At 71.1% G+C, this 26,772-nt stretch carries 25 protein-coding genes; 11 read left to right on the forward strand and 14 right to left on the reverse strand.

Translation table 11 applies throughout. The features are described from left to right. Nucleotides 1–66: 66 nt before the first annotated feature. The 3 genes from IM767_RS17730 to IM767_RS17740 all read right to left on the reverse strand — a co-directional run bounded on the left by IM767_RS17730 (nucleotide 67) and on the right by IM767_RS17740 (nucleotide 2,724). Nucleotides 67–411, reverse strand: a complete 345-nt coding sequence (locus IM767_RS17730; protein WP_109208672.1) for an amino acid transporter — start codon at nucleotides 409–411, stop codon at nucleotides 67–69. After that, a complete protein-coding gene (locus IM767_RS17735) occupies nucleotides 408–1,142 on the reverse strand; it encodes an acyl-CoA synthetase (protein WP_109208673.1) in 735 nt (244 codons plus the stop codon). The genes IM767_RS17730 and IM767_RS17735 overlap by 4 nt, the downstream gene beginning before the upstream one ends. Nucleotides 1,143–1,341: 199 nt before the next feature. Continuing rightward, the gene (locus IM767_RS17740; RefSeq protein WP_109208674.1) at nucleotides 1,342–2,724 is read right to left on the reverse strand and encodes a pyridoxal phosphate-dependent decarboxylase family protein; all 1,383 of its coding nucleotides are present in this window, start codon (nucleotides 2,722–2,724) and stop codon (nucleotides 1,342–1,344) included. A 160-nt stretch (nucleotides 2,725–2,884) separates the two neighbouring features. On the opposite strand from IM767_RS17740, the gene adhP reads away from it, so the two are divergent. Both adhP and IM767_RS17750 read left to right on the forward strand, forming a co-directional pair. Next, nucleotides 2,885–3,955, forward strand: coding sequence for an alcohol dehydrogenase AdhP (adhP, locus tag IM767_RS17745; RefSeq protein ID WP_239453089.1), 1,071 nt, complete (start codon nucleotides 2,885–2,887; stop codon nucleotides 3,953–3,955). Nucleotides 3,956–4,126: 171 nt separating this feature from the next. Then, nucleotides 4,127–4,567 (forward strand): hypothetical protein, encoded by a 441-nt coding sequence (locus IM767_RS17750; protein ID WP_109208675.1) that lies wholly within the window; start codon nucleotides 4,127–4,129, stop codon nucleotides 4,565–4,567. An 81-nt stretch (nucleotides 4,568–4,648) separates the two neighbouring features. Here IM767_RS17750 and IM767_RS17755 read toward each other — a convergent pair whose 3' ends face one another. Beyond that, nucleotides 4,649–4,951, reverse strand: a complete 303-nt coding sequence (locus tag IM767_RS17755; RefSeq protein WP_109208676.1) for an Rdx family protein — start codon at nucleotides 4,949–4,951, stop codon at nucleotides 4,649–4,651. Continuing rightward, on the reverse strand, nucleotides 4,948–5,760 hold the full coding sequence (locus IM767_RS17760) for an alpha/beta fold hydrolase (RefSeq protein ID WP_109208677.1): 813 nt from the start codon (nucleotides 5,758–5,760) through the stop codon (nucleotides 4,948–4,950). Before IM767_RS17760 ends, IM767_RS17755 begins: the two co-directional genes overlap by 4 nt. Nucleotides 5,761–5,927: 167 nt before the next feature. Between IM767_RS17760 and IM767_RS17765 the strand changes: the two genes are divergently transcribed. Both IM767_RS17765 and IM767_RS17770 read left to right on the forward strand, forming a co-directional pair. Beyond that, nucleotides 5,928–6,632: a hypothetical protein gene (locus tag IM767_RS17765; RefSeq protein ID WP_194398925.1), complete on the forward strand. Its 705-nt coding sequence runs from the start codon at nucleotides 5,928–5,930 to the stop codon at nucleotides 6,630–6,632. Between the two features lie 42 nt (nucleotides 6,633–6,674). Continuing rightward, on the forward strand, nucleotides 6,675–6,854 hold the full coding sequence (locus IM767_RS17770; protein ID WP_109208678.1) for a CsbD family protein: 180 nt from the start codon (nucleotides 6,675–6,677) through the stop codon (nucleotides 6,852–6,854). Between the two features lie 89 nt (nucleotides 6,855–6,943). Here the strand turns inward: IM767_RS17770 and IM767_RS17775 are convergent, their stop codons facing one another. Both IM767_RS17775 and IM767_RS17780 read right to left on the reverse strand, forming a co-directional pair. After that, nucleotides 6,944–7,366, reverse strand: coding sequence for an RbsD/FucU family protein (locus IM767_RS17775; protein ID WP_109208679.1), 423 nt, complete (start codon nucleotides 7,364–7,366; stop codon nucleotides 6,944–6,946). Nucleotides 7,367–7,537: 171 nt separating this feature from the next. Further along, nucleotides 7,538–8,371, reverse strand: a complete 834-nt coding sequence (locus IM767_RS17780; RefSeq protein ID WP_239453091.1) for a MerR family transcriptional regulator — start codon at nucleotides 8,369–8,371, stop codon at nucleotides 7,538–7,540. Between the two features lie 30 nt (nucleotides 8,372–8,401). Here IM767_RS17780 and IM767_RS17785 point away from each other — a divergent pair, with 30 nt between their 5' ends. Next, on the forward strand, nucleotides 8,402–8,878 hold the full coding sequence (locus IM767_RS17785) for an ATP-dependent endonuclease (RefSeq protein WP_239453093.1): 477 nt from the start codon (nucleotides 8,402–8,404) through the stop codon (nucleotides 8,876–8,878). Nucleotides 8,879–9,008: 130 nt separating this feature from the next. Continuing rightward, complete coding sequence (locus IM767_RS17790) at nucleotides 9,009–11,291, forward strand: esterase-like activity of phytase family protein (RefSeq protein WP_109208681.1); 2,283 nt, start codon at nucleotides 9,009–9,011, stop codon at nucleotides 11,289–11,291. A 60-nt stretch (nucleotides 11,292–11,351) separates the two neighbouring features. Here the strand turns inward: IM767_RS17790 and IM767_RS17795 are convergent, their stop codons facing one another. Next, nucleotides 11,352–12,602 carry an alpha/beta fold hydrolase gene (locus tag IM767_RS17795; protein WP_109208682.1) on the reverse strand — a complete coding sequence of 417 codons (1,251 nt, stop codon included), beginning with the start codon at nucleotides 12,600–12,602 and terminating at the stop codon, nucleotides 11,352–11,354. A 71-nt stretch (nucleotides 12,603–12,673) separates the two neighbouring features. On the opposite strand from IM767_RS17795, the gene IM767_RS17800 reads away from it, so the two are divergent. Beyond that, on the forward strand, nucleotides 12,674–13,192 hold the full coding sequence (locus IM767_RS17800; RefSeq protein WP_109208683.1) for a putative immunity protein: 519 nt from the start codon (nucleotides 12,674–12,676) through the stop codon (nucleotides 13,190–13,192). Between the two features lie 151 nt (nucleotides 13,193–13,343). Here the strand turns inward: IM767_RS17800 and IM767_RS17805 are convergent, their stop codons facing one another. Then, a complete protein-coding gene (locus tag IM767_RS17805; protein ID WP_109208684.1) occupies nucleotides 13,344–14,873 on the reverse strand; it encodes an MATE family efflux transporter in 1,530 nt (509 codons plus the stop codon). 421 nt (nucleotides 14,874–15,294) lie between these two features. Here IM767_RS17805 and IM767_RS17810 point away from each other — a divergent pair, with 421 nt between their 5' ends. Beyond that, nucleotides 15,295–16,719 carry an HNH endonuclease gene (locus IM767_RS17810; protein WP_162564192.1) on the forward strand — a complete coding sequence of 475 codons (1,425 nt, stop codon included), beginning with the start codon at nucleotides 15,295–15,297 and terminating at the stop codon, nucleotides 16,717–16,719. Here IM767_RS17810 and IM767_RS17815 read toward each other — a convergent pair. Beyond that, on the reverse strand, nucleotides 16,716–17,633 hold the full coding sequence (locus IM767_RS17815) for an EamA family transporter (protein WP_109208686.1): 918 nt from the start codon (nucleotides 17,631–17,633) through the stop codon (nucleotides 16,716–16,718). The genes IM767_RS17810 and IM767_RS17815 overlap by 4 nt on opposite strands. 72 nt (nucleotides 17,634–17,705) lie before the next feature. On the opposite strand from IM767_RS17815, the gene IM767_RS17820 reads away from it, so the two are divergent. After that, complete coding sequence (locus tag IM767_RS17820; protein WP_109208687.1) at nucleotides 17,706–18,614, forward strand: LysR family transcriptional regulator; 909 nt, start codon at nucleotides 17,706–17,708, stop codon at nucleotides 18,612–18,614. Between the two features lie 64 nt (nucleotides 18,615–18,678). Here IM767_RS17820 and IM767_RS17825 read toward each other — a convergent pair whose 3' ends face one another. From IM767_RS17825 to dnaB, 4 genes are all read right to left on the reverse strand, one after another. Beyond that, nucleotides 18,679–19,887 (reverse strand): MFS transporter, encoded by a 1,209-nt coding sequence (locus IM767_RS17825; RefSeq protein WP_109208848.1) that lies wholly within the window; start codon nucleotides 19,885–19,887, stop codon nucleotides 18,679–18,681. Nucleotides 19,888–19,916: 29 nt separating this feature from the next. Further along, a complete protein-coding gene (locus tag IM767_RS17830; RefSeq protein ID WP_109208688.1) occupies nucleotides 19,917–20,483 on the reverse strand; it encodes a dihydrofolate reductase family protein in 567 nt (188 codons plus the stop codon). A 133-nt stretch (nucleotides 20,484–20,616) separates the two neighbouring features. Further along, entirely contained in the window at nucleotides 20,617–21,615 is a 999-nt protein-coding gene (locus tag IM767_RS17835) for a phosphotransferase enzyme family protein (protein WP_109208849.1), read from the reverse strand. An 85-nt stretch (nucleotides 21,616–21,700) separates the two neighbouring features. Then, nucleotides 21,701–23,074 (reverse strand): replicative DNA helicase, encoded by a 1,374-nt coding sequence (gene dnaB, locus IM767_RS17840; RefSeq protein ID WP_109208689.1) that lies wholly within the window; start codon nucleotides 23,072–23,074, stop codon nucleotides 21,701–21,703. 608 nt (nucleotides 23,075–23,682) lie between these two features. Here dnaB and IM767_RS17845 point away from each other — a divergent pair. After that, on the forward strand, nucleotides 23,683–24,696 hold the full coding sequence (locus IM767_RS17845) for a hypothetical protein (RefSeq protein WP_162564193.1): 1,014 nt from the start codon (nucleotides 23,683–23,685) through the stop codon (nucleotides 24,694–24,696). A 118-nt stretch (nucleotides 24,697–24,814) separates the two neighbouring features. Beyond that, a complete protein-coding gene (locus IM767_RS17850) occupies nucleotides 24,815–26,482 on the forward strand; it encodes a chaplin family protein (protein ID WP_109208690.1) in 1,668 nt (555 codons plus the stop codon). Nucleotides 26,483–26,772: the final 290 nt, after the last annotated feature.

Genomic DNA, 26,772 nt, shown 5'->3' on the forward strand with positions numbered 1-26,772 from the left:
GAGACGAAACGCCCCGAACGCAGTCGCGACGCCGGTCGACGCCGGTCGACGCTGATCGCGGCGGGGTCAGGCCTTGCGGTCACCGGATGCCGCGGCATCCGGATTCTCGCCCCGCTCTGCTGCGCCGGCCTCGTCGTCGAACAGCACCGGCTTGTCGATCTGCTTCGCGACCTGGGCGGGGTCGACGGCGAGGAGCAGCAGCGACACGATGAGCAGCACCGCGATGAAGCTGATGCCGGCGATGACGAGCGCGGTGACGACGGCCCGCTGAGCCTCCTCGGCGGTGCGCTGCTGGAAGAAGCCCATCGACACGAGCGTCACGATCCCCGCGAACAGGGCGGCGCCGAAGGCGAGGCCCAGCAGCTGCAGGGGCTTCATCAGGTCGCGGCGGGTGGGGCTTTCGTGGCTCACGCGGAGTCCTTCTGCGGTGTGGGGTCGGCGGTCGCGGGCGCGTCCGCATCGGCGAGCGCGGGTGCGTCCGCGTCGGCGGTCGCGGCGCGCGGCGAGAAGCCGGCGATGCCGAGGTAGACCGCGATGATCGCGGCGTAGCCGCCGAACAGTCCGACGCCGATCGTGACGCCGGTGAGGGTGAACGTCTGGTGCGCCTCTTCGATCGTGTAGTCGAGGGCGTACGCGGGCTGGACGAACAGCAGCGCGATGCCCAGCAGCAGCGTGATGACGCCGACGACGACGGCGTCGCGGCTCTCCGACCGGGGACCCACCGGCACCGGCGGTCGCGCGTCGGCGACGCCGGGTGCGATCTCGCGGCGCCCGCGGCCGGCCGTCAGACCGCGCCAGCCGCCGATGAGCTCGAGCAGCCCGCTCACGAGCGCCCAGGCGGTCACGATGATGAAGAACCCCGCGACGGTGCGCAGCGGGTACAGGCCGCCCGCCATGCCCGCGACGACCGTGACGCCGCCGAGGGCGGCGGCGGGCCAGCGCCTGCCGGCCGGGTAGACGAGCCACACCGACAGCAGCAGGACCAGCCCGGTGGCGATCGCGAAGCCGCTGAAGACCGCGCCGCCCACGGCCGCGGAGTGGTCGGGCGAGAACGTGATCATGAGTGCCGCGAGCGCCGCGAAGGCAGCACGTGCGAGCTGCACGTGGCGCACGGCGAACGTGCGGGATTCGGCTGTGGTCACGGTGATCCTGCGGGGCGGCTGGTTCTCAGGACTGAGAACGGATGCCTCCAGTCTACGTGCGTCCCGGCTGAGAGCTTCCGGCGGCCGTGGTCGCGGCATCCGCCGTCGTCCCGGCGTGCGTCGTGGTCGTGGCATCCGTCCTCCGCGCCCGCGCCCTCTCCGGCGAGCGCCGGCGGAGGATGCGCGGACAGCGGATGCCTCAGACCAGGGTGTCGAGGATCGCGGTGAGGAGCTCGAAGGTCGTCAGCGGCGAGATGATCGCGAAGCGCAGCACGGGCTCATCGGCGTGAGAGCTCGGCACGACGAAGGCGTGCTGCTCCTCGAGGAGGCGGTCCGACCACGCCTCGTAGTCCGCGAGCGTCCAGCCCTCGCGGCGGAACACCACCACCGACAGCTGCGGGTCGCGCACGAGCGACAGCCCGTCGCGCTGCTCGATCTCGTCGGCGATGCGCCGCGCGAGGTCGATGCCGTACTCGATCGTGGCGCGGTACTGCGCGGTGCCGTGGGTCGCCAGCGAGAACCACAGCGGCAGGCCGCGCGCCCGGCGGGTGAGCTGGATCGCGAGGTCGGACGGGTTCCAGTCCGGCTTGCCGGTGATGGTGTCGAGGTACTCGGCCTTCTGCGTGTGCGCCGACAGCGCCAGCGCGGGCTCGCGGTAGATGAGCGCGCACGCGTCGAAGGGCGCGAACAGCCACTTGTGCGGGTCGACGATGAGCGAGTCGGCGAGCTCGACGCCGGCGAACGCCGGTCGCATGCGCTCCACGAGCATCGCGGCCAGTCCGTAGGCGCCGTCGACGTGGAACCACACGCCGCGCTCCCGCGCGACCGCGCCGACCCCCGCGATGTCGTCCACGATGCCGAAGTTCGTCGTGCCGCCCGTCGCCACGACCGCGAACACCGCGTCGCCGTGCTCGTCGAGCACCCGCGCGACGGCCTCGCCGTGGAGGCGCCCGTTCTCGTCGACGTCGGCCGTCGCGACGTCCACGTCCATCACCGCGGCCGCCGACGCGATCGACGAGTGCGCCTCGGCGCTGCAGACCACCACCCACCGCGACGGCGGGGTGCGCCCCTCTTCGGCGGCGCGGCGGCGCGCGGCATCCCGAGCCGTCACCAGGGCCGAGAGGTTGCCGATGGTGCCGCCCTGCACGAAGACCCCGCCGGAGCCCGCGGGCATGCCGAACTCGCGCGCGAGCCAGTGCAGCACCTCGTTCTCGGCGTAGACCGCCCCCGCGCCCTCCATCCACGAGCCGCCGTAGATGGCGGATGCCGAGACCACCACGTCGAAGGCGAGCGAGGCCTTGCTCGGGGCGGAGGGGATGAACGACAGGTAGCCGGGGTGGTCCGTCGACACGCAGGCCGGGGCGAGGACGTTCTCGAAGAGGGCGATCGCGCGGCGCGAGCCGATGCCCTCCGGCGTGATCGAGCCGGACGCGAGTCGCTCGAGGTCGCGCGGCGTCAGCGGCTTGTCGAGGGGCACGTCCTCGTACAGCGCGCGCCGGCGCGCGTACTCGAGCACGTCTTCGACGGTGTGGCGCGTATCGGCCGAGATCGCGTGCATCCGGTCGGCGGCGGACGAGGTCATGGACGCTCCTGTGGGTCGGGTGACACCTCACGCTAGATGCGCGCGCGGCGGCGTTCAAGACGGCGGATGCCGCGGCCCGGCCGCGCAACGTGGTGCAACGTGCCGCGGCGTAGCGTCGAAGACAGAGGCGGCGAACGCCCGCCCCAGGGAAGTGATATCGATGACGATCCTGACCGACTCGCACGCAGCACACGGCGGCGCCGCCCCCACGGGGACGATGCGCGCCGCGGTGGTCACCGCGCCCGACCGGCCTCTCGAAGTACGCGACGTGCCCATCCCGTCGCCCGGCCCCGGCCAGGCCCTGGTCAAGGTCCTCACCTCGGGCGTCTGCCACACCGACCTCCACGCCGCACGGGGCGACTGGCCGGTGGCGCCCAAGCAGGACCTCATCCCGGGACACGAGGGCTACGGCCGCGTCGTGGCGCTCGGCGAGGGGGTCACGACGCTCGCGGTCGGCGACCTCGTCGGCAACGCGTGGCTGTGGAGTGCGTGCGGCCTCTGCGAGTTCTGCCGCACCGGCTGGGAGACGCTGTGTCCCGACCAGCAGAACGGCGGCTACTCGGTGGATGGCAGCTTCGGCGAGTACATGCTCGTCGACGAGCGCTTCGCCGCCCGCATCCCGGAGGGAGCCGACCCGATCGAGGTCGCCCCCATCCTCTGCGCGGGGGTCACGGTCTACAAGGGCCTCAAGATGACCGAAGCCCGCCCGGGAGAGTGGGTCGTCATCTCGGGAATCGGCGGCCTCGGCCACATCGCGGTGCAGTACGCCCGGGCGATGGGCCTGCGGGTGGCGGCAGTCGACATCGACGACGCGAAGCTCGAGCTCGCCCGCACGCACGGCGCAGAGGTCACCGTCAACGCCCGCACCCAGGATCCGGCCTCGGTGGTCCAGGAGCGGACCGGCGGGGCGCACGGCGTTCTCGTCACGGCGGTGCATCCGCAGGCGTTCGGCCAGGCGCTGGGCGTCGCGCGCCGGGGTGCGACGATCGTGTTCAACGGCCTGCCCCCGGGCGACTTCCCCGCCGACATCTTCGACATCGTCCTGCGCGCGATCACGATCCGCGGCTCGATCGTCGGCACCCGCCAGGACATGATCGAGGCCCTCGACTTCTACGCGCGCGGCCTCATCCACCCGACCGTCGCGGTCGAGTCGATCGACGACATCAACGACATCTTCGAGCGGATGGAGCAGGGCCGGATCGACGGTCGCATCGTGATGCAGTTCGACTGACGCGAGCGGCCGACCAGGGGCGGGGCGGATGCCTCGCCCTGCGTCGTCCCCGGCGCCGGGCGCACCTCGGCCGCGCGCGATTGCAGCAGGAATGGAGAAGCGCCCGCGCGGCGACGGTCCTAGCGTGGGGACCAGGAGGGCGCAGAGCCCCGGATCGTGAAGGAGGCCATCATGGCGGGCAGGACCACATCGGACGGACTCACCGAGGAGGAGCGGGAGGCGGTCAAGGCGAGGGCGAAGGAACTGCGCGCCCAGGCGAAGGCGGGAAAGAGCCGCGAGGCGGGCACCAAGCAGGTGCTCGAGGCGATCGCCAAGCTCGACGGCACCGACAAGGAGATCGCGGAGGGTCTGCACAAGGTCGTGTCGGCGACGGCACCGGACCTCGTGCCGAAGACCTTCTACGGCTTCCCCGCCTACGCGAACGCGGACGGCAAGGTCGTCGTGTTCACCCAGCCGGCCTCGAAGTTCAAGACGCGCTACGCCACCGTGAATTTCGACGAGCCCGCCCACCTCGACGACGGCGACTTCTGGCCGACGGGCTTCGCCGTGCTGAAGTGGACGCCCGCCGTCGAGAAGAAGATCACCGAGCTGGTCGCGACCGCCGTCGCTTGATCGCCCGGTGCAGCCGACGCACCACGGGGCGCGGCATCCGTTCGTGATGACGGATGCCGCGCCCCGCTGTCGTGCGGGCGATCAGGGCTGTGCGGGCGGAGCGGCGGCGCGGTCGGCGTGACCGAGCACGCGGCCGGGGGCGATGCGGTCGCGCACCCGACGCTTCAGCGCCACGATGTCGGGGAAGCCGCCGTCGGCCTTGCGCGACCAGACGAGCTCGTCGTCGGCGTACACCTCGAAGATGCCGCCGGTGCCGGGCTCGAGGGTGGCACCTCCGCCCATGAGCTCGTCCTGGAACGTCGTCAGCAGCTCCTGCGCGACCCATGCCGCACGGAGCATCCACGCGCATTGCGTGCAGTAGACGACGCGGATCCGGTGGGTCACGGCTCGACCCCGTTCGCGCCGAGGAACTCCGCGGCAGCCTCGCGGAACGCCCGCGAGCCCGGGGTGTTGAAGTGGTGGCGGCCCGGTATCTCGACGAACGTGCCGTTGGGGGCACTGCCTGCGAGCACGCGGGAACGCTCGAGGATCGCGTCCTCGGAACCGGTGGCGAACAGCACCGGCTGTACCGGCGGTCGCTCCGGATCGGGGTCGGCGTCGCCGAACCGCATGCCCTCGGCCAGCGCGATGAGTGCGCGCAGGTCGTTCGTCGCCACGCGTTCGGCGAGGGTCACGTAGTTGTGGGTGACCTTGTCCTCCACCGGTATACCTTGCTCGGCATACGCCCGGGCCTGCTCGATGCGCAGACGGCCGAGCGGGCGACCGTCGGGGATGCCGCCGAGCACCGCCCGGCTCACGTGCTCCGGGGCGTCCACCGCGAGCTGCCAGCCGACGCGGGCGCCGAGCGAGTAGCCGACGTAGCGGACGGCGTCGACGAGGTAGGTGTCGAGGACCGCGATGAGGTCGCCCACGAAGGCGCCCATCGAGTACGCGTGGGGGTCGTACGGCTTGTCGCTCGCGCCGTGCCCGCGCTGATCGACGCCGATCACGCGGTAGCCCGCGCCGGTCAGCGCGCGCACCCAGCCGGTCTCGACCCAGTTGTCGCGACAGCTCGACGCGAACCCGTGCACGCACAGCACCGGGTCGGCATCGGGCTCGCCCCAGGAGTATGTCGCGATCTGGTAGCCCTCCGCCGACATGATGTAGCTCGGCGGTGGCATCTCGGTGCGCAGGGTCGGGGCGAGAGCGTCCATAGGGCCATTCTGCTCCCGCGCGGCGCCGACGTGACGCCGACGCGGACGCTCGCCACGACCCTGTCGGCGGACGTCGGGAGACGCCTGCGGGGCGGCGGAGATTACGCCTGTGACCGTCGATCCGCAACCCTGCTGGCTGGGCGGCAGGTTGCGAATAGCGTCTCGGCATGAGCACGGATGACACCCGCGGCACCGAGCCGACCCGACCGGTGACCGCTCCTCGACCGGCGACGGTGACCACGCCCCGGGCTGCGGCCGACGTCGACCGCGACGGCGTGGCGGACCGCTACGACGCGTCGCTTCGCCAGGACGTCCTCAGTCGCGAACGCGAGCGCTTCGGAGGCTTCAAGTTCGGGGCCGCCTTCTTCGGCTGGCTCACCGCCCTCGGCGCGCTCGTCGCGCTGACCGCGGTCGTGGCCGCCATCGGCGCCGCGACCGGACTCACGTCGCCCGAGACCGTCGAAGACGCCGTCGACGCCGCCAACCAGAACATGGGCGCGGCCACGGTCATCGGGGCGATCGCCATCGGCCTGGTCCTGTTCGTCGCGTACTTCGCCGGCGGATATGTCGCCGGACGCATGGCCCGGCTGAGCGGATGGAAGCAGGGTCTCGCCGTCTGGCTGTGGGCGATCGTGATCGCCATCATCGTGGCCGCCATCACGGCCATCGCCGGCAGCCAGTGGGACATCCTCGCCAACGTCGACATCTTCCCCCGCATCCCGGTGACGCCCGAGACGGTCACCGTCACGAGCATCCTCACGGCGATCGGCGCGGCGGTCATCACGCTCGTCGCGGCGATCCTCGGCGGCATGGCGGGCATGCGCTACCACCGCCGCGTCGACCGCGCGGGCTTCGGCGACGAGCGGGTCTGACGACTGACCCGAAACCTATCCACCACGAGAGAGGAGACCCCCATGGGTCTGGACGATGACATCAAGCACAACCTCGAGGACGCGAAGGGCAAGGCGAAGGAGGCGGTCGGTGACGCGACCGACAACGAGCGCCTGCAGGCCGAAGGTCAAGGCGAGCAGTTCGGCGCCAAGATGAAGAAGGCCGGCGATGACGTGAAGGACGCGTTCACCGGCGACCGGTGATCTACCGCGACGATGCCCCGGGATATGGTGCCCGGGGCATCGTCGTGTTCAGGCGCAGGCACGGAAGCCGCGGTGTGCGGTCTGCGGCCTCATGCGCCGGGCTCGGGTGCCACAAGGCCCTTCCGGAGCAGAGCGTTGCCGTACTGCCGGGTCTCTCCGGTGCGGACGACCACGAACGCTTCTCGCGCGAGGTCGTAGTACTCGAAGCGATCGACGAAGCGTGTGGCATCGGCATCCGTCCCCGCAGCCTCCATCAGCTGTCGCTGCACCTCCAGCGTGCGGCCGTCGGCAGACCTCATCAGGTCGAGAGCGGGGGTGTCGTCGAGCGGGACCACCGTACGGATGGCCGCGACGACCTCCACGCAGGTGGTTCCGGGAAGGACGACGGTCCTGCGACCGAGGGCGGCGGCGGGGAAGTGGGCGTCCGCCACGACGACCGCATCGGAATGTCCCATGGCATCGAGATGCCAGAGCAGCTCACCGGTGAGCAGCGGGTGGATGCCTTCGAGCATGATTCCTCTTCCGCGCGGCGACCCTCGCGCTCGCGAAGTCCCACCTAAACATCGGATGTCTATGGTGTCAATCGTCCGGGGGCTAGCGCCTGGCCTCGCGCAAGACGAGGAGACACCCGATGTCAGCCCGGGCCCGATTCCATGAGATCGTCCTTGCCCGTGTCAGTGTCCTCAGGCGACCGGCTGCTGCAGCTCCGTCAGCCACTCGGACTGGGGAAGCGGCTCGACCTCGAGATACACCTCGCGGCACGGACCCGAGAAGGTGGCCCCGTCGGCGACCACCGCCTGCATGAACTGGTTCCAGGCCGCGCCGATGCCGGCCATGTCGCCGCGGTACTGCGTCACCGCCGCACGCTCGGCACCGGGCAGTTCGACGATCTGCCAGCTGTCGCCGGGCACGGGGTCGCCGCCGGCGATCCACGAGACCCAGACGCGCATGTCCTCGGTGTCGGGGATCGACTCGTACCAGAACGTCCCCGGTTCCCGGTAGTCGACGCCCGACGACTCGAGCGCGTCGTGCAGCGGGGGGAGGATCCGGTCGATGGTCGCCGGGACGTCTTCTCCGCCGGCCACGATTCCGGATGCCGCATACACGGTGACCGGCTCCAGTCGGCGGTACTCGATGGTGGTCATGCTGGGTTCTCCTTCGATGTGGCGGAGCTCTTCGTCGAGCCGGGCGAGGCGCGCGCGATCCGCGGTGAGGGATGCGACGAGGTCGAGCCGTCGCCGTTCCAGCACCCGCTTCAGCACCGCCCTCTCGTCGTCGGACCGCAGCACCTCCGCGGCGTCGTCGAGGCCGCAGCCGAGGTCGCGCAGCTGCGCGATCCGCAGCAGCGGTGACAGCTGTGCGGGTGCGTAGCGGCGATAACCGGTGCGATCGTCGACATCGGCCGGGACGAGCAGGCCGATCGCGTCGTAATGCCGGAGCATCCTGACGCTCACGCGCCCCAGCGCGGCGAACTCTCCGATGGTGTACATGGTGGAGACCACGCTCGACGATGACACAGTGTGAGGGTCAAGGGAATGGAAGTGCGCATGACCGTCGTGCTGGTCGAGGGCGAGAGCGATCGCATCGCGCTGGTCACGCTGGCGGAGCGGATGGGGATACGGATGCCGGAGGTGCGGGTCGTCGGAGGCTCCAAGGGCGCCCGCCGCGCGGCGGCCGAGCTGTCTGGCGCACGACTGCTCGGACTCGTCGACCGCGGCGAGCGCGCCGACTTCGAACGGGTGCTCGACACCGTGTTCGTGTGCGACCCCGACCTCGAGGCCGAGTTCGTCCGGGCGCTGGGCATCTCCGGCGTCGAGACGGTCATCGCGGAGCAGGGCGAGCTGAGCTCGTTCCGGAGCCTTCAGCGACAGCCCTTCCAGCGCGACCGGCCTCCCGAAGCCCAGCTGGCGCGGTTCTTCGGTGGGCGTAGCGGCAACAAGGCCCGCTACGCGCGGCTGCTCGCCGAGGCCGTTCCTCTCGACCGCGTGCCGCCGCCGCTGGCCGCGCTGCTCGCGGCGATCTGAGCGCCGTTGTACCGGGCGACGGCACGTTAACGCGTTCTCACGCTCCGCTCGCCGCCCGTTCACCGACTGGTCTCACGGCGGTCGACGGCCGGTCAGCGCGCGGCTGGTCGCTCCCGATTGCGTCGGTGCCATGAGTCGAATCCCCACACGACGCGTCCTGCCGCGCCTCGTCGCCGCAGCAGCCGCGACGGTCACCGCCGTCGCGCTCCTCCCCACCGCCGCCGCCTCGGCGCAGCCGCTCGCCGCCGCGCCCAGCGCGTCGAACTCGCCCTACGTGCAGACCCACGTGCCGACGCTCGTCGCGCGGGCGACGCTGTCGGCCGATCACCTCGAGCCGGGTCCGGCGTCCGGCGCACTCGCGAGCTCGGCCAACGGCCGCACCGGCCCCTGGGACGGCCAGGTCATCCCCGGATTCTCGGCCGCCATCGACAACGGTGACGGCACGTTCTGGGCGCAGCCCGACAACGGCTTCGGCAGCAAGGGCAACTCGGCCGACTTCCTCCTGCGCAACTACCTCGTGCGCCCCGCCTGGCAGACCGCCGACGGCGGCGCCGGCGAGATCGCGATCGAGCGTTTCATCTCCTACAACGACCGCAACAACGTGCTGGACTTCCCCATCGTGAACGAGGGCACCGCCGAGCGGCTCCTCACGGGTGGGGACTTCGACATCGAGTCGGTCGTCAAGGCGAAGGACGGCACGTTCTGGGTCGGTGAGGAGTTCGGTCCGTTCCTGCTCCACTTCGACGCCGAGGGCACGCTCCTGGAGAAGCCGTACGCGCTCGACGGCGCCAAGTCGCCGCAGAACCCCTACCTGCAGCCGGGCGAGACGCCGCGCGTGCGCGCCAGCCGCGGGTTCGAGGCGATGGCCGCGTCGGTCAACGGCCGCTACCTCTATCCGATCGTCGAGGGCTCGTACGCCGACGACTCCGACCTCCGCCGCCGCGAGATCCTCGAGTTCGACACGCGCTCGGGCCAGTACACCGGCCGCACCTGGAGCTATCAGACCGATCAGGAGCCGAACGTCATCGGCGACGCGTTCACCGTACGCAACAACGTGCTGATCCTCATCGAGCGCGACGACTTCGAGGGCGAGCAGTCCGTCGCCAAGCGCGTGTACCAGGTCGACCTCCGCCGCGCCGAGGCCGAGGGCTACCTCGAGAAGACTCTCGTGCTCGACGCGCTGCGCATCGCCAATCCGCACGGCATCGGGGCGGGCGACGGCTACGGCACCGGCGAGATCTACTCGCTGCCCGTGCAGTCGTTCGAGACCGTCGTGCAGCTGAAGGACGGCAGCCTGCTGATCGGCAACGACAACAACTACCCCGGCAACGATGCCCGCATCCCGGGCACGCCCGACGACACGGAATTCGCGATCATCGACCTCGACAAGACGAAGATCGAGCCGTCGACGGTGAGCCTGATCGGCCACCGCGGCGCCAGCGGATCGCGCCCCGAGCACACGCTCGCGGCGTACGAGGCGGCGATCGTGCAGTGCGCCGACTACATCGAGCCCGACGTCGTGTCGACCAAGGACGGCGTGCTCGTCGCCCGCCACGAGAACGAGATCAGCGGCACGACGGATGTCGCGACCCGCCCCGAGTTCGCCGCGCGCAAGGCCACGAAGGTCATCGACGGCGTCTCGATCACGGGCTGGTTCACGGAGGACTTCACGTTCGCCGAGCTGCGGACGCTGCGCGCCAAGGAGCGACTGCCGCAGACGCGTCCTGCCAACACGGCGTTCGACGGCCTGTACGTCATCCCGACGCTCGACGAGGTCATGGATCTCGCGCGCCACTCGATCAGTTGCGACGGCCGCGCCGTCGGCGTGTACCCCGAGACGAAGCATCCGTCGTACTTCGATTCGATCGGGCTGTCGATGGAGGAGCCGCTCGTCCAGGCCCTGCAGGTCAACGGCCTCGACCGCGCCGACGCGCCGGTGATCGTGCAGAGCTTCGAGACCGCGAACCTCCGCGACCTCGACCAGCTGACCGACGTCACCCTCGCGCAGCTCATCAGCAACTCGGGGCGCCCGTACGACTTCACCCTCGCGGGCGACACGCGCACCTACAAGGATCTGGTGACCCCCGCCGGCCTCGCCGAGATCGCGAGCTACGCCGACGGCGTGGGCCTGGAGAAGTCCGTGATGATCCCGCGCACCGCCGACGGCCGCCTCGGCACGCCCACGCCGGTCATCGCCGACGCGCACGCGGCGGGGCTGTCGGTGCACGGCTGGACGTTCCGCGCCGAGAACCAGTTCCTCCCGGTGGACTTCCGCTCCAGCGCCGACCCGAACGCCTACGGCGACCTCGACGGCGAGCTGAAGGCGTACATCGCCGCCGGCATGGACGGCGTCTTCAGCGACCACCCGGGGATCGCGGCGGTGACGATCGACACGGTGACGCTCGAGGGCTGAGCGCACCGCACGACAGAAGAGGACGGATGCCGCGGGCCGCGGCATCCGTCCTCTTCTGCGTCAGCGCACGCGGCGGCCGTGAGCGATGTCGATCAGGCGCTCGAGCACGTCGCCGGCGGAGCGCAGGCCGTTGTGCTCGTGCTCGCTGGTGATCCACGGCGTGACGCCGGGGATCAGCCGCGCGGTCTCCATGGCGAACTCGAACGGCACGTACACATCGTTGACGTACACCGACATCGCCCCGCGGGCATCGGAGGCCGCGATCGCATCGGCGTCGTACAGGCGGGGCCACTCGAAGCCGGCGAGCGCCAGCGTCACGTCGCGCCACGGCTGCAGCGTCGGCACGGTGTCGAGCCACTCGCGCCGCACGTGTTCGCCGGTGAAGAGCGTCGGGTCGGCGCGGAAGTCGTCGGGCTCGGTGCGCTCGGCCGACCACAGCGTCGCGTGCCCGTCGGCATAGCTGGACTCGTGGAAGGCGAGGTACAGCGGGTTGCGCGCGTCGAACGGCATCGCAGCGGCGAGGTCGTGCCGGAACGCGTTGGAGTGCGGGTCGAGTTCGAGCAGGCGCCACAGGGTCTGCCAGCCGTCGTTGCTGCCGAGCGCCGACCCCGCGGAGCGGACGCGCGACACCGACGCCACCTCGCCGCCCGGCAGCACGATCTCGCCGGCATCGGCCAGGTCGACGATGCGGCGCATCGCGTCCCGGTGGGCGGGAAAGCGCCGGTAGTACCGCTCGGAGGCGTCGCGCATCTTGTCGTACGTGAGCGCGTAGACATCGTCGGGATGCCGCCCCACCGCGCTGAGACCGCCTGTGATGTAGACGTGCTCGAGGGATGCGGCATCCGTCGACAGATAGGACAGGGTCGTGAACCCGCCGAAGGACTGCCCCAGCACGCTCCATCTGTCGGCCCCGAGCTCGGCGCGCAGGGCCTCGCCGTCGCGCACGATCGAGTCGGCGCGCAGGTGCGTGATGTACTCGGCCAGCTCGGCGGTGCCGCGCTCGAGATCGCGGTCGGACACCGGTGTCGATCGACCGGTGCCGCGCTGGTCGAGGAGGACGACCCGGTAGTGCTCGAGCGCGGCGTCGAGCCACGGCGGCCCGGACGGCGAGTGGAAGGCCCGGGGCGCCTCGTGGCCGGGGCCACCCTGGAGGAACACGAGGTACGGCAGGCTCTCGCCGCCCTCGCGGGTGACCACGGCGGCGTGGACGTCGATCGTGCGGGCGTCGGCCGGATCTCTCCACACCAGCGGCACGGTGAGGGTGTGGTCGTCGATGGTCATGTCCTGCATGCGGCGCGTCGTCACGGGCATGCGTCCGAGCCTAGGGTCAGTCGCCGACGTCGGACCCGCATCGGGGGTGTCGGGTGTGCCAGGGTGGCGTCATGCCGATCCTCCCCGCCCAGCGCGATCCCCGCTTCATCACGATCCGGCGCGGGGGCACGCTCACCGACGAGCACCATCACCTGCTGGCGGAATGGGCGGCGATCTGCGCCGATCGCGTCATGCCGCTGTTCGAGGCCGAGCGTCCCGGCGACACGAGCGTCCGCGACACGATCGAGCTCGGGCGCGCGTGGATCCGCGGCGAGGTGCCGATGAAGCAGGCGCACCAGCGCGCGTTCGTCGCGAACGCCGCGGGCAAGGGACTGCCCGATCCGGCTCGGTTCGCCGCCCTGGCCGCCGGCCAGTCCGTGGCCGTGGCCCACGTCGCCGCCCATGAGCTCGGGGCTGCGGCCTATGCGATCAGGGCGGCGGCGGCATCCGTCCCTCCGGACGAAGCGGATGCCGCGCGCCTGCGCGAGCGCGACTGGCAGCGCGCGCAGCTGCCCGGTGAGATCCGGGACCTCGTGCTCGACGACCAGCGGCTGCGCAGCGCCATCTGCTGGAACGTCTTCGACGACTGACCCCGCCCCCGGTCTCGGTGAGCAGCGAGCGCGCCAGATTCCTGCGACCGCCGCACAGATCTGGCGCGCGGTCGCGAGAAACTGCAGCGATCGGGCAGAGGCTGCCGTCTCCGGCACCACCCGCCGCGGGCCGAGCCCGGTCGGGGCCGGATCAGCCCCGGGTGCGCCGCCGGTCGCGCACCGAGGGGCGGGCGAACCTCCGCAGGCGTCGCAGCGGCGTCGGCGTTGCCGTCTGCGCGGCGGTCGGCAGCACGATCGGCTGCGTGACGATCGCGTCGACGACCATCGAGCCGTCGGTCGGGCCGATGACCGGGATCGGGGTGGTCGGCGTCGGGACGAGCGGGCTGACGGGCGTCTTGGCCAGCTGCCGGTGCGCGTGCAGGTACGCCGGCACCAGAACCACGACCGCCCCGAGCCAGGCGAGCGGGTTGCTCGCCGCGACGCCGATGAAGCCGAAGATGCCCCCGAGCACAACGGCCGCGCCGACGCGCATGACCAGCTCGATCACACCGGTGACCGTGGGGATCAGCGTGTGGCCGAGGCCCTGCAGCGCTCCGCGCAGCACGAACAGGATGCCGAGGATCCAGTAGGTCGCACCGTTGATGGCGAGCATCTGCGCCGCCAGGCCGACCACCTCAGCCGAGCCCTCGCCCACGAACAGCTGCACGAGCGCCGCCCCGAAGGCGATGAGCAGCGCGCCGAGCACGATCGCCGCGGCGACCGACATCCACGTCGCCTGCGTCACGCCGCGGCGGATGCGGTCGGGCCGGCCGCCGCCGTGGTTCTGCGCGACGAACATCGAGACCGCGAGGCCGAGCGACTGCAGGAGCGCCACGGCGAGGCCGTCCACGCGGGATGCCGCCGTGTACGCCGCGACCGCGTCGGCGCCGAGCTCATTGAGCGCCACCTGCACCGACAGCGTCCCGATCGCGATGATCGACGCCTGGAAGCCCATGGGCAGCCCGAGGCGCAGGTGCTCGGCGAGCTCGGCGCGCGTCACACGCCAGTCGCTGCGGCGGACATGGAGCACCGGCATCCGTCGACGCACGAACTCGAGGCAGAGCAGCACCGAGATGGCCTGCGAGACGACGGTCGCGAGCGCCGCGCCGCCGACGCCCCAGCCGAGCGGGCCGACCATGAGGATCACCAGCGCGACGTTGAGGATGCACGCGAGGGTGAGGAACACCAGGGGCGTCCGCGAGTCGCCGATCGCACGGATGATGGCCGACAGGTAGTTGAAGAACATCATCGCGCCGGCGCCGAGGAAGCTGATCTGCGCGAAGACGACGGCGTCGTCCATGAGTTCAGCAGGGGTCTGCAGCAGCACGAGCAGCGGGCCGGCGAGCAGGGGTGCGCCGACCGTGAGGAGCACCGTGCACAGTCCGGTGAGGATCGTCCCGGCGGCGACCGAGCGCCGCACGGCGGCGAAGTCGCGTGCGCCGAAGGCCTGTGCGGTCGGGATCGCGAAGCCCGACGTCAGCCCCCACGCGAACCCGAGCAGCAGGAAGAGCATGCTCCCGGTCGCGCCGACCGCCGCCAGCGCGTTGACCCCGAGGTGGCGGCCGACGACGATCGCATCGATCACGTGGTACAGCTGCTGCACCACGTTGCCGATGAGCAGCGGGACGGAGAACAGGAGGATGACGCGCCAGGGGCGGCCCGTCGTCAGGGCGGTGGGCATGAGGGCGACTCTCGAATGAGAAGGCGAGGAAAGCGGACGGATGCCCCGGCACGCCGTGGAGTGCTTGCATCCGGATGCCGCAGCGGAAGGCGGTGGATGCCGAAAGGCAGACGACCAGTGTATCGAATCGATTCGGCACCGATAGTCCTCTGGCCGGGATGTTGCGCAGGCTCTCCGTGCCTTGCGGCGCCCATCGCGTTGCGAAAGGAATTCTCAACGCGGCATGAATCGTATCTTTATACGAGTTTGGTATTGCTGCATGCGCTCTAGAGGCCTAGAATATAGATCAGAGATTCGATGACTGGGCGAGCCTTCATCGGGAGGCGTTGGTAGGTGCGGTTTCGGCCGTGGGCGGATGCTGAAGCAGATCGCGCGTGATGCGCGGAATCTCGTTCCGCCGCTTCCTGACTGCGAGCCCTCGATGTCTGCAACACCCGATCCCGATCGCGATCCCGATCCTGGAGCCCACGACGGCGCGCCGGAATTCGCCCAGGTCATGCGGCTGGTCGACGCCTTCGAAGCGGGCCGCCGGTCGCGGGCGGTCGCCGAGGGCGCGGAGATACGGGTGCTGGCGGCTGCTGCCGCCATCGTGGCGCGGCCCGCGCACGCGTCTGCGGAGCGGGCTCGGCGCGCGGAGCTCGACCGTCGGGCGCTGGTCGCCGACCTGGCGACCTCGAGCCGGGTGTCGGAGTGGACCGTGAGCCGGCTGCTTAGCGAAGCATCCGACCTGTGTGCCCGATTCGAGGCTGGTGTCGGGTCGCTCGAGCGTGGCGAGATCACCCGGCAGCACCTCGCAGTGATCCACGATGCCGGCCACGCGATCACCGACGACGCGGCCCGGGCCGAGTTCCTCCAGGTCGCACTGGACCGCGCGGCGACCCTCGCACCGGGTCGCCTCGCACCTGTGGTCAAGGTGATCGCCGAGCGCTTCCTCGACCGCACGATCGAGGAGCGCCACCGCGACGCCGCCGCCGAGCGTCGCATCGAGGTGGTCGATCTGCCCGACGACATGGCCGCACTGACCGCGATCATGCCGGCGACGCTCGCGCACGGCATCGAAGACCGCCTCACACAGCAAGCTCGCTCGGTCATCGCCGCACGTGGCGCCGACGCCGACTGCACCGACGGCGGCGGCGACGACCGCGACGTCGAAGGCGACGGCGATGACCAAGTCGACGAGCGCACGATAGATCAGCTCCGCGTCGACATCTTCACCGACACCCTGCTCACCGCCGGCCCCACCGAGTGCGTCGCCGGCACCGGGCTCGAAGCGATCCGCGCCACCGTGCAGGTCACACTGCCCGTGCTCACCATGACCGGCGCGACCAACGAACCCGCACTTCTCGCGGGTTATGGTCCGATCGACCCCGACACGGCCCGCCTCCTCGCTGCGGGCGCCACCGGCTGGGAACGCGTGATGACCTCACCGGTCACCGGAAGCGTCCTCGCAGTCGACCGCTACCGTCCTGGACCGGCGCTCAGCCGCTTTCTCGCCGCCCGTGACGAGCGCTGCCGATTCCCCGGCTGCCGCCGTCCGGTATGGCGGTGCGACATCGACCACACCATCCCCGCTTCCGAGGGCGGACCCACCCATCATGCGAACCTTGCGCACCTCTGCCGAGGCCATCACACCGTCAAGGGCGTCACAGCCTGGTCGGTCGAGCAGGTCTCGCCCGGCGTACTGGTGTGGACCAGCCCGAGCGGGCGGAAGCACACCGACCGACCCGAGACCACCGTGAGATTCGTCCCCGACGACACCGCCGAGCGCCTGCGCAGAACGATGCGCGAACCCTGGCTCTTCTCCGCTGACGACCCACCGGGGTCGCCCGGCGCCCCGCCGTTCTAGCGGAATCGCGATGTTGCGGCATCCGCTCTCGCCCGCCCTGGGACGGTCACTCCACGCAGCCCTGTGACGAGCACCCCCGCGACCAGCAGAATGCCGCCGACGACCTCGCCCGTCGTGGGGATCTGACCGAGCAGCAGCGCGGCCGACGCCATCGCCACCACCGGCGCGAGCAGCACCCACGGCACCACCGCCGCGGACGGATTGCGCGCGAGGAGGCCGTTCCAGATCGAGTAGCCGACGATCGTGCACAGCACCGCCGTATAGAGCGTCGACACCGCGGACTGCCACCCGAATGCGGCGACGCCGGACGCGATAGCCTCCGGACCATCGATCGCGAGCGACAGCATCAGGGCGGGAACGGGCACGACGAGCGCCGACCACACCGTGAGCGACAGCGATCCGAGACGACCCGCTCCGGTGACGGAGCCGGCTCGACGCGAGATGACGTTGCCGATTCCCCACGAGACCGCGGCGGCGAGCGCCAGCGCCACCGCGAGAGCGGGGGCGTCGCCTCCCCGGCCGGCGGCCACGATGGCGAGGCCGACCACACCCAGCGCGACACCAGCGATCTGGGGCGCCGTCGGACGCTCGCGCAGCACCGCCGCCGCGATGAGGATCGTGAACACCGCCTGCGCCTGCAGCACGAGCGCGGCGAGCCCCGGCTGCAGCCCGAGCGCCATCGACGTGTACAGCAGCCCGAACTGCCCGAAGCTCATGAAGAGGCCTACGCCGATCACCGTGCGCCAGGAGGTCTGCGGGCGCGGGACGACGAAGACCGCGAGCGCTACCACCAGGAAGCGGATGGCGACGAACAGCAGGGGTGGAACACCCGTCATCCCCCAGTCGATCACGACGAAGTTGAAGCCCCAGAACGATGCGACAACCGCCGCCAGCACCATGTCGCGTCTGTTCACGGTCCCACTTCACCCGATCAGTCGATGAAGCACCAGCGATGCTTTCTCCACAAAACGATGTAGCGTTGCTTCATGATCGACCTCGAGGCAGTGCTGTCGCTCCGCGCCGTCGCGACGCAGGGAAGCGTGGTCGCCGCCGCGACGAGTCTGGGCTACACGCCGTCGGCCGTGTCTCAGCAGGTCAAGCGTCTCGAGCGCGAGACCGGCATCGCCCTCCTCGAGCGCGCCGGGCGGGGGGTGATCCTCACGGAGGCGGGCTCGCGCCTCGTCGTAGCATCGACCCCGATCCTCGCCGATCTCGAGCGGCTGCGTGCCGATCTCCAGCTCGCCGCCGGGATCGACGACCGCGTGGTGGGCGAGATCAGGCTGGCCGCGTTCTCGACCGTCGTGCGGGGATTGGTCATCCCCGTCCTGAGCGACCTGGCGGCGCAGCACCCCGACCTCTCGGTGCCGTTGCGCGAGAGCGAGCCGTGGGAGACGATCGCGCTCGTCGCCTCGGGCCAGCGCGACCTCGGCATCGTGCACCGCTGGGGCGGCGTGGCCCTCGCGATGCCCGACCACCTCGTCTCGACGCCGTTGTTCACCGACGTCGCCGACGTCGTCCTGCACCGCGATCACCCCCTTGCCGATCGCAGCGAGCTGCACCCCGAGGAGCTCGCAGGGGAGAACTGGGTCGCGACGTTCGAGGCGACCATCTGCCGGCAGTGGCTGCGGCGGCTCTTCGACGGCGTCCCCAACGCGCCGCGCATCGTGCACGAGTCGATGGAGTTCCAGAACCACCTCGAACTCGCGCGCGCGCGTCGCGCGGTCGCGCTGGTGCCGCGGCTGGGCCGAGGCGATCTCGGACCCGACCTGGTCGCCATCCCGACGGTCGAACCGGCGTCGACGCGCGACGTCCTGGCCGTGCATCGCCGGACGCAGGAGGATTCACCGGCGCTGCGCGCCACGCTCGACGCGTTCGTGGAGCACGCGCGGAGGTGACGGATGCCGCGAGCCGCGGCATCCGTCTCGCAGCGGCGGGTGGGGTGTGAACCCGGGATCCTCCTCAGTGGCTCAGCATGCCCACTCCGCGCAGCGGAGACCACAGCGCGATGACCGCCGCGACGGCGAAGACGACGGTGACGGCGAGGATCGTCCACTCCTCGCCGAGCGCGCCTACCGCGATTCCCCCGAGCAGCGCGCCGAGCGCGGCGGCCGTGCGATTGGCGGAGCGGAGGTTGGCGTTCACGCGCCCCAGCATGCCGTCGGGCGTCGCGGTCTGCCGCAGCGCCATCTCGTGCGCGTTCTCCACGCCCGCCGCGAGGCCGTGGAGCGCCAGCGCGATGAAGAGCAGCGAGGGACCCGTCGGGAACCAGGCGGCCACCGCCACGAGGAGCCAGGCGACGGGGTACATGGCTCGCGCCGCGAGGATCGTCGGGCCGCTGCCGAGCACGGCTCCGATGCGGTTCGCGAAGGTGGCTCCGATGAGCGTCGTCGTGCCGGCGACGGCGAGGAGCAGCCCGAACGTGAAGGCCGAGAACCCGAGCGACCGCAGCGCGAGCAGCGACAGGACCGTGAACGCGATGCCGTTCGCCAGGAACCAGACGTGCGTCGACACAGCGAGCGGACCCAGAGTGCGGTGCGCGTACGCCCACGCGAGGCCATCCCGGATCTCGCGTCGCAGGTTCCGTTCACGGCCGGCGGCGCGAGGCTCGTCCACGCGGATGCCGGCGTTCAGCACCGCGTCGACCATGTAGCTGACCGCGTCGACGAGCAGGGCGAGCGGAGCGCCGAGCAGCCCCACGAGCCCGCCACCCAGGGTGGGGCCGAGGGTCTGGGCCGCGGCATCCGTCTGATCCAGACGCGCGTTCGCGACGACCAGCTGCGAGCGCGGCACCAGACGGGGGAGGAAGGACTGCGTCGCGGCGAACCCGAACACCGAGAACGAGCCGAAGAGCAGGAGGAGCACGACCACCATCCACACCTCCAGTGCACCGGCGAACCACAGCGCGGGGATGGCGGCGAGCGACACCGCCCGGCCGATGCTCGCCCAGACGAGGATGGGCTTGCGCCGCCACCTGTCGGTGTACGCACCCGCGAACATTCCGAGCACGGCATACGGCAGGAACTGGGCCGCGCCCACGATGCCGACCTCGAGGGGCGTCGCACCGAGGATCTGGACAACCAGCACCGGCATCGCGACCGCGGTCAGCGCGGTGCCGAAGGAGCTGATCGCGGCCGCGGTCCAGTAGCGCGCGAACGCCGTACGGGGCACCGGCGGTTCCGCGGGCGTCGCGTCGGCCGTCACGCGCCGGGCGGGCCGTCGAGGACGGTCGGGATGTACTCCAGCAGCTGGCTGCGCCCGTCGAAGGTGCGGGCCTCGACAAGCTCGAGGCGCACATCCGGGTAGCCCTCGAAGATGCGGTCCTGGCCGGTCGCGCCGGTGATCACGGGGAACACCACGACGCGGTAGCGGTCGACGAGGCCCGCGACAAGCAGCGAGCGGCAGAGCGCGATGCTGCCGAGCGTGCGCAGCGGCCGGTCGGACTCCTCTTTCAGCCGACCGACGAACTCCACCGCATCGGTGCGAACGAGCGTGGAGTTCTCCCACGCGAGCGGCTCGTCGAGATGGGCGGAGAAGACGTACTTCTGCACCCGGTCGAGCACGTCGGTGCCCTCCTCGCCACCCGCGGTCAGCTCGGACATGAGGCGGTAGGTCGTGGCACCCATCAGGATCGGATCGTCCTTCTCGGGCGAGTCCTCCAGCCACCCGAGGTACTCCGGGCCTTCGAGCCCCCACCACCCGGGCCATCCTTCTGCGGCGCCGTAGCCGTCGAGCGAGCAGATGAAGTCCACCGTGAGCGTCTGCATCGTCGCCTCCTTCTCGTGCGGTGCCAGTTCTTCTGTGCGGTGTCAGGGCGCGTCTCCGGACGTCGGACCGCGGACGGATGCCTCGCGCCCGAGCCTATGCGCGAGGCATAGGGCGCGGAACCCCGCGTCAGCCTCAGGCGCCCGCCGCTCGGTGGGACCCTGCACCGAGCAGTTCCAACATGTCGGCGGACCAGCCCTCGGCCCGCGACAGCCCCTCGGCGAATGAGGGATTCGTCTGCGCCATGCCGGTGTACCAGAGCTGGAAGGCGACCTGGCGGAGCGCGATGTACTCGTCGAGAAGGGTGGTGTCGATGGCGCGCTCGGAGCGATACCCCTCGAGCAGGGCGTCGTGGAAGAGGGGATAGTCGTCGAGGTCGCGGAGCTCCCACAGCGCGACCGCCACGTCGTACAGGCGCGGGCCATATCCGCTGTCGTCGAAGTCGATGAGCTTCACGCATCCGCCTTGGAACACCGCGTTGCCCAGATGCAGGTCGGCGTGGATGAGCCCCGAGTCCGGGTCCGCGGCGAGGATCGGCCCCATCCGCTCGCGCACCCTCCCGAAACTCTGCCGCAACCCGATCGGGAGCAGCTCCCAGCACCGGGAGGCCGGCGCGTCTCCGTAGACCATGACATCGCCGAAGAAGGTCTCGGCGTCCCAATGGATGCGGGTGAACCACGGCGGCGGCGTCCAGGCATCGGCCTGCGCGTGAAGTCTCGCCATCGCGGCCCCGAGCAGGCGCAGCTGCCCCGGACGGGCGCTGTTCTCGTGGATGCGGCCGTCGAGCCATCGCAGCACCGAGCAGTGCCAGGCATCACCGTCGACCTCGACTTCGACGACCAGGTGGCCATCGCTCGCGGCGACAGCCTCCGGCACCGCGAGATCGGTGCCCGAGCGGATGGCCTGCAGCCAGCAGAGCTCCGAGGAGATGGCGATCGACGGATCGACATCGCGCCCGTGGCGCTGCGGCCGGTGCACCCGGACGAGGAACCGGCCGGCCCCGCCGTCGAGGCGGAAGGTGGTGTTCTCGCCGTGCGTCACGAACCGCAGCGGTCCTCGGGGGAGCGCGTACCGGCTCAGCGCCGTGAGCGCGACCTTGCGTCTGCGCAGCACCTGGCTCCGATACGTCACCATGCCGTCCACTGTGGCGGCGCACGGGCTGACCGACAAGAGTGGAACGGATGCCGCCGCTCCGCCGCGCGACGGACGTGCGGGCCGGCTACCCGAAGTCGCCGGGCGCCATGTCGGTGAAGCGCGAGAAGTGGCCCTGGAACGCCACCGTGATCGTGTCGGTGGGGCCGTTGCGGTGCTTGGCGACGATGAGGTCGGCCTCGCCGGCGCGGGGCGAGTCCTTCTCATAGGCGGCTTCGCGGTGCAGAAGCACCACCATGTCGGCGTCCTGCTCGATCGAGCCCGACTCACGCAGGTCGGAGAGAGCCGGCTTCTTGTCGGCGCGCTGCTCGGCACCACGGTTCAGCTGCGACAGCGCGATGACCGGCACGCCGAGCTCCTTCGCGAGGAGCTTGAGCGCGCGGGAGAACTCCGAGACTTCCTGCTGACGCGACTCGACACGCTTGCCCGAGGTCATGAGCTGCAGGTAGTCGATGACCACGAGCTTGAGGCCTGCCCGCTGCTTGAGCCGGCGGCACTTCGCACGGATCTCGACCAGCGTCATGTTCGGGCTGTCGTCGATGTACAGGGGCGCGTCGTTGATGCGGCCGCGGGTCGCGGCCACGGTGGTCCAGTCGCGCGAGTCGAGCGTGCCCTTGCGCATCGACTGCAGCGGGATCGCCCCCTCGGCGCTCAGCAGGCGCATCGCGATCTCACTGCGCCCCATCTCGAGCGAGAAGAAGATCGTCGGCATGTTCGCCTTGATCGCCGCCGAGCGGGCGAAGTCGAGCGCGAGTGTCGACTTACCCATCGCGGGTCGCGCCGCGATGATGATCATCTGGCCGGGGTGCAGACCGTTGGTCAGCGAGTCGAGACCGGAGAAGCCTGTCGGGATGCCGGTCATCTGGCCGTCGCGACCTCGCGCGGCCTCGATCTCTTCCACCGCGGCATCCACCGCGATCGTGAGCGGCACGTAGTCCTCGGCCTGCTCGGCGCCGGTCACCGAGTAGATCTCGGCCTGCGCGTTGTTCACGAGGTCGAGCGCCTCACCCTGGCCCGAGTAGCCCATCTGCACGATGCGGGTGCCGGCGTCGACGAGGCGGCGCAGCAACGCACGCTCGGAGACGATCGAGGCGTAGTAGCCGGCGTTCGCGGCGGTCGGCACGATCGAGGTGAGCGTGTGCAGGTAGTCGGCACCACCGGCTCGCTGCAGCTCACCCGTCTTGATGAGCTCGTCGGTCACCGCGACGACGTCCGTGGGCTCGCCGTGCGAGTAGAGGGTGAGGATCGCCTCGAAGATCAGCTCGTGCTTCGGCACGTAGAAGTCGGTCCCGCGGAGCATCTCGATGACGTCGGCGACCGCATCCTTCGACAGCAGCATTCCGCCGAGAGCGCTCTGCTCGGCGAGGAGATCGTGCGGGGGAGTGCGCTCGAAGTCGCGGGGACCCCCCATGCGCTCTTCGGAGATGTCGGCTATCGACATAGGTTGAGCGTCCTCCTTACCGTTCGTTCACATCGTCCGAGTTCGCAGGGCGGGAACAGCGGCGGCTCGCCGTGCACGCTGAGTGCACGGCTGATATCGGGATGCCTCGGCACCCCGTCCCCCCGGCAACCGTTGCGTTCTGCGAGCCCGATCGCAGCCACACCGTTGTGCTCAGCACCCAGGCGCGCGCCCCCGAGTGGGCCGCACCCCACGCTATGGACGGCCTCCGACACTCGCAACACGCCCTGTGGATAACTGTGTGGAAAGGTTGCGAGAAACGCCGTCGCAGCTGTGAACAACCTCTGTGGAGAACTGGAGGGTTTTCTGGGGGATATATCGCGGAAAGTGCCTCTGACCGGGGCCTGCTGTTTTCACAGCCTGTGGAGGGATAAGTGGTTGAAGTCGAGGTTGAAGGTTTCCTCGCGCGCCGCGCCCTGTGCACAATTCCGCGCCCCGTCGATCACCCGCGACTCGCCGGCAGCCGCTATCCGCAGCGGTGACGATGAGGTCTGGACATCGCGCGCGCCCACGCTGTAGCCTCTCAAGTCCAGGCACCCTCACGCACGATCCGTCCGGAACGTGCGGCTCTTTCGTCGTGGGAGGTGAACGTGGAGATCGCAACCTCGCAGCTGCCGAGGATCGTGCGGCTGGCCCTCATCGGGGTCGGGACCGCGTTCGCCTGGATCGTCGTCTCGCTGCTCCTGGGCCTCGGGCTCGGACACGCGCACGCCGACGAGACCGATGACGCAGGAGTGCTCGGCGGTGCTCTCGGCGCGGTGGCCTCGCTCGTCGACACGACCGCGACCACCGTCACCGGCACCGTCTCGTCGGTCACGACCGGTGTCACCGGCGCCGTCAACACGGTCGTCGCGGCGGCGCCCGCTCCCGTGCAGCAGCCGGTCAGCCAGGTCGTCCAGACCGTCGGCACCGTCGTCACGACCGTGACCGAGCCGGTGTCGAACGTCGTGTCGGGCGGTGTCGTGAGCGGCATCACCCAGCCGGTCGTCGACCTCGTCACCCAGGTTCCGGTCGTCGGCGACGTCGCCACGGGCATCGGGCTCGACGACGCGGTGACCGACCTCGGCGGCACGGTCGACGACACGCTCGGAGCGGTCGTCGGCGCCGTCGACGAGACCGGCGCCACGGTCGGCCAGCCGCCCGTGGACGGCTCGACCGGCACCCCGCTGCTCCCGCCGCTCCCCGGCCTTCCCGCCCTTCCCGGCCTGTCGACCGACTCCGACTCGGCCGGCTCCGGCTCGGCCGACGGCGCGCCTTCGTCCCCCACTGCGGTGACCGTGACGGATGCCGCCACCGCCGTCTTCTCGTCGGCCCTGGTGCACCGCAGCGCCTGGGGCGCGGCATCCGCTTCCGACGTCGCCGTGAGTGCCACGGCCGTCAGTTCCACCGCCGCGCCTGCCGCAGGCGGAACCTCCGGCTCTGCGGGAGGGCTCTGCCTTCCCGCCGCTGCTTCCTCGGGACCCGGCGGTGCGGGTCCCGGCGCCTGGGCGCTCGCCGCCCTCCTTCCGCTCGCCGCACACCGTGCCTGGGTGCGCCGAGCAGGACCGGAGGACGAGCACGCGCCGCCGGCGCCCGCCGGCTCCACCGACGTCTCCCCCGACTGATCGGCTCGCCGCCGCCGCGCCCACCCGGGCTCCGGCGGCAGAGCATCAGCGCGCCCTCACGCGCTGAGCAGCGCCTCTTCGCGCGCTGCAATCCGATCAATCCACAAAGGGGAACATCATGCGTACTTTCTGCAAGCGCGCCCTGTGGGGCACGCTTCTGGCCGGCGGCATCACGCTGCTCGGCGCGACGGTCGCCAGCGCGGCCGAGACCACCGGTGAGGACGGGCTGCTCTCGGGCAGCCAGGCCGTCATCGATGTCAGCCTTCCGATCACGGTCAGCGGCACCTCGCTGTCGGTCCTGGGCGACTCGTCCAGCAGCGGCGCGACCACGGCGGCACCCGCACCCGCACCGGCGCCCGCACCCGCCGAGGTCTCGACGAGCGGCGCCGAGGGCGTCGGCTCGGGCACGCAGGCGCTCGTATCGGTGAACGTGCCGATCACGGTCGCCGGCAACGCCGTCTCCGTCGTCGGCGACAGCCAGTCGACGGATGCCGCCACCACCGCTCCCGCACCCGCCGCCGCGCCCGCGCCCGCGTCTGCGGAGACGTCGGGCGAGGACGGCCTCGCATCGGGCACCCAGGGAATCGTGTCGATCTCGGCTCCGGTGACGGTGTCGGGCAACGCGATCTCCGTGGTGGGCGACAGCAGCACCGACGGAGCCACCACCGCCCCCGGAGGCGGCACGACCGGCACCGGCACCGACGGCGGGACGAGCGGCGAGGACTCGATTCTCGGCGGCACCCAGGTGCTCGCACCCATCGCCGCTCCGATCGCGGTCTCGGGCAATGCCATCTCCGTGATCGGCGACAGCTCGAGCACCGGTGCCACCGCGGCGGGCACGGGTTCGTCCTCGACCGGCGCCGGCGCCACCACTGACGGCACCGACGCCCTCCTCGGCGGCACCCAGGTGCTCGCACCCGTCACCGCCCCGATCACCGCCGTCGGCAACGCCGTCTCCGTCATCGGGGACAGCGAGACCACGGACGCCGCCACCACGGCGCCCGCGACCGGCACCACCGGCGACGGCACCGGCGGCACCACCAGCGGTGCCGACTCGATCCTCGGCGGCACCCAGGTGCTCGCACCGGTCACCGCCCCGATCACCGCCGTCGGCAACGCTGTCTCCGTCATCGGGGACAGCGAGACCACGGATGCCGCCACCACGGCACCCGCAACCGGGACCACCGCGAACGGCACCGGCGGCACCACCAGCGGTGCCGACTCGATCCTCGGCGGCACCCAGGTGCTCGCACCCGTCACCGCCCCGATCACGGTCGTGGGCAACGCGATCTCCGGCGTCGGCGACAGCGAGTCGGCGGGCGCGGTCGCCGCACCGGGTTCCGGCACGGGCAGCGGCTCGACGGGCACCACGGACGGCACCGACTCGATCCTCGGCGGCACGCAGATCCTCGCGCCGATCTCGCTGCCCGTCACGATCGGCGGAAACGCGATCTCGGTGATCGGCGACAGCACGGTCGACACCGCGGTCCCGACGGTCCCGACCGATCCGACGGACCCGACCGACCCGACCGACCCGACCGACCCGACCGACCCGACCGACCCGACGACCCCGGGCACTCCGGGTGACGACGGCACCGACGGCTCGGCGACCGGCACCGGCTCGGCCGCGATCACCGCCTCCGTCACGGGCTCGGCGGCCACGGCCGGCTCGGCCACCCAACTCGCCACGACGGGAGGGTCGGGCGCGATGCCCATCCTGCTGCTCGGGTTCTCGCTGCTTGCAGCGGGTGCCATCGCGCGCGCGTCGCGGCGACGCTCCGCGTGAGTCGAGGGGGCGAGTCGATGTTCCCCAGACGCCCCTCGCCCCGACCCGCGTGAGCAGGCGGGAGGGCCGTCCCCAGCGGCCCTCCCGCCCCTGATACCCACCCCCGATCGCGTTCGCGGGCCGTGCCTGGACCGCACGTCGCGATCGGGGGTGTCCGACCCATCTCCGACCCCGGTCGCCCGGCATGCCTGGACCGGGTGTCGTGGCCGGAGATGACAGCCAGGCGGATGCCGCGACCCGGGGGGCTCGCGGCATCCGTCTCGGCATGCCCGGCCGGCGCCCGGGCCCAC

This window comes from Microbacterium ureisolvens (assembly GCF_015278315.1).
GTDB classification, from domain to species: Bacteria; Actinomycetota; Actinomycetes; order Actinomycetales; family Microbacteriaceae; genus Microbacterium; species Microbacterium ureisolvens.

Bases quoted from the DNA above. Each gene is read 5' to 3' on its own strand.
- IM767_RS17740 (WP_109208674.1), bottom strand. From the start codon at position 2,724: ATGACCTCGTCCGCCGCCGACCGGATGCACGCGATCTCGGCCGATACG.
- adhP (WP_239453089.1), top strand. From the start codon at position 2,885: ATGACGATCCTGACCGACTCGCACGCAGCACACGGCGGCGCCGCCCCC.
- IM767_RS17750 (WP_109208675.1), top strand. From the start codon at position 4,127: ATGGCGGGCAGGACCACATCGGACGGACTCACCGAGGAGGAGCGGGAG.
- IM767_RS17760 (WP_109208677.1), bottom strand. From the start codon at position 5,760: ATGGACGCTCTCGCCCCGACCCTGCGCACCGAGATGCCACCGCCGAGC.
- IM767_RS17765 (WP_194398925.1), top strand. From the start codon at position 5,928: ATGAGCACGGATGACACCCGCGGCACCGAGCCGACCCGACCGGTGACC.
- IM767_RS17770 (WP_109208678.1), top strand. From the start codon at position 6,675: ATGGGTCTGGACGATGACATCAAGCACAACCTCGAGGACGCGAAGGGC.
- IM767_RS17775 (WP_109208679.1), bottom strand. From the start codon at position 7,366: ATGCTCGAAGGCATCCACCCGCTGCTCACCGGTGAGCTGCTCTGGCAT.
- IM767_RS17785 (WP_239453093.1), top strand. From the start codon at position 8,402: ATGACCGTCGTGCTGGTCGAGGGCGAGAGCGATCGCATCGCGCTGGTC.
- IM767_RS17790 (WP_109208681.1), top strand. From the start codon at position 9,009: ATGAGTCGAATCCCCACACGACGCGTCCTGCCGCGCCTCGTCGCCGCA.
- IM767_RS17795 (WP_109208682.1), bottom strand. From the start codon at position 12,602: ATGCCCGTGACGACGCGCCGCATGCAGGACATGACCATCGACGACCAC.
- IM767_RS17800 (WP_109208683.1), top strand. From the start codon at position 12,674: ATGCCGATCCTCCCCGCCCAGCGCGATCCCCGCTTCATCACGATCCGG.
- IM767_RS17805 (WP_109208684.1), bottom strand. From the start codon at position 14,873: ATGCCCACCGCCCTGACGACGGGCCGCCCCTGGCGCGTCATCCTCCTG.
- IM767_RS17810 (WP_162564192.1), top strand. From the start codon at position 15,295: ATGTCTGCAACACCCGATCCCGATCGCGATCCCGATCCTGGAGCCCAC.
- IM767_RS17820 (WP_109208687.1), top strand. From the start codon at position 17,706: ATGATCGACCTCGAGGCAGTGCTGTCGCTCCGCGCCGTCGCGACGCAG.
- IM767_RS17830 (WP_109208688.1), bottom strand. From the start codon at position 20,483: ATGCAGACGCTCACGGTGGACTTCATCTGCTCGCTCGACGGCTACGGC.
- IM767_RS17835 (WP_109208849.1), bottom strand. From the start codon at position 21,615: ATGGTGACGTATCGGAGCCAGGTGCTGCGCAGACGCAAGGTCGCGCTC.
- dnaB (WP_109208689.1), bottom strand. From the start codon at position 23,074: ATGTCGATAGCCGACATCTCCGAAGAGCGCATGGGGGGTCCCCGCGAC.
- IM767_RS17850 (WP_109208690.1), top strand. From the start codon at position 24,815: ATGCGTACTTTCTGCAAGCGCGCCCTGTGGGGCACGCTTCTGGCCGGC.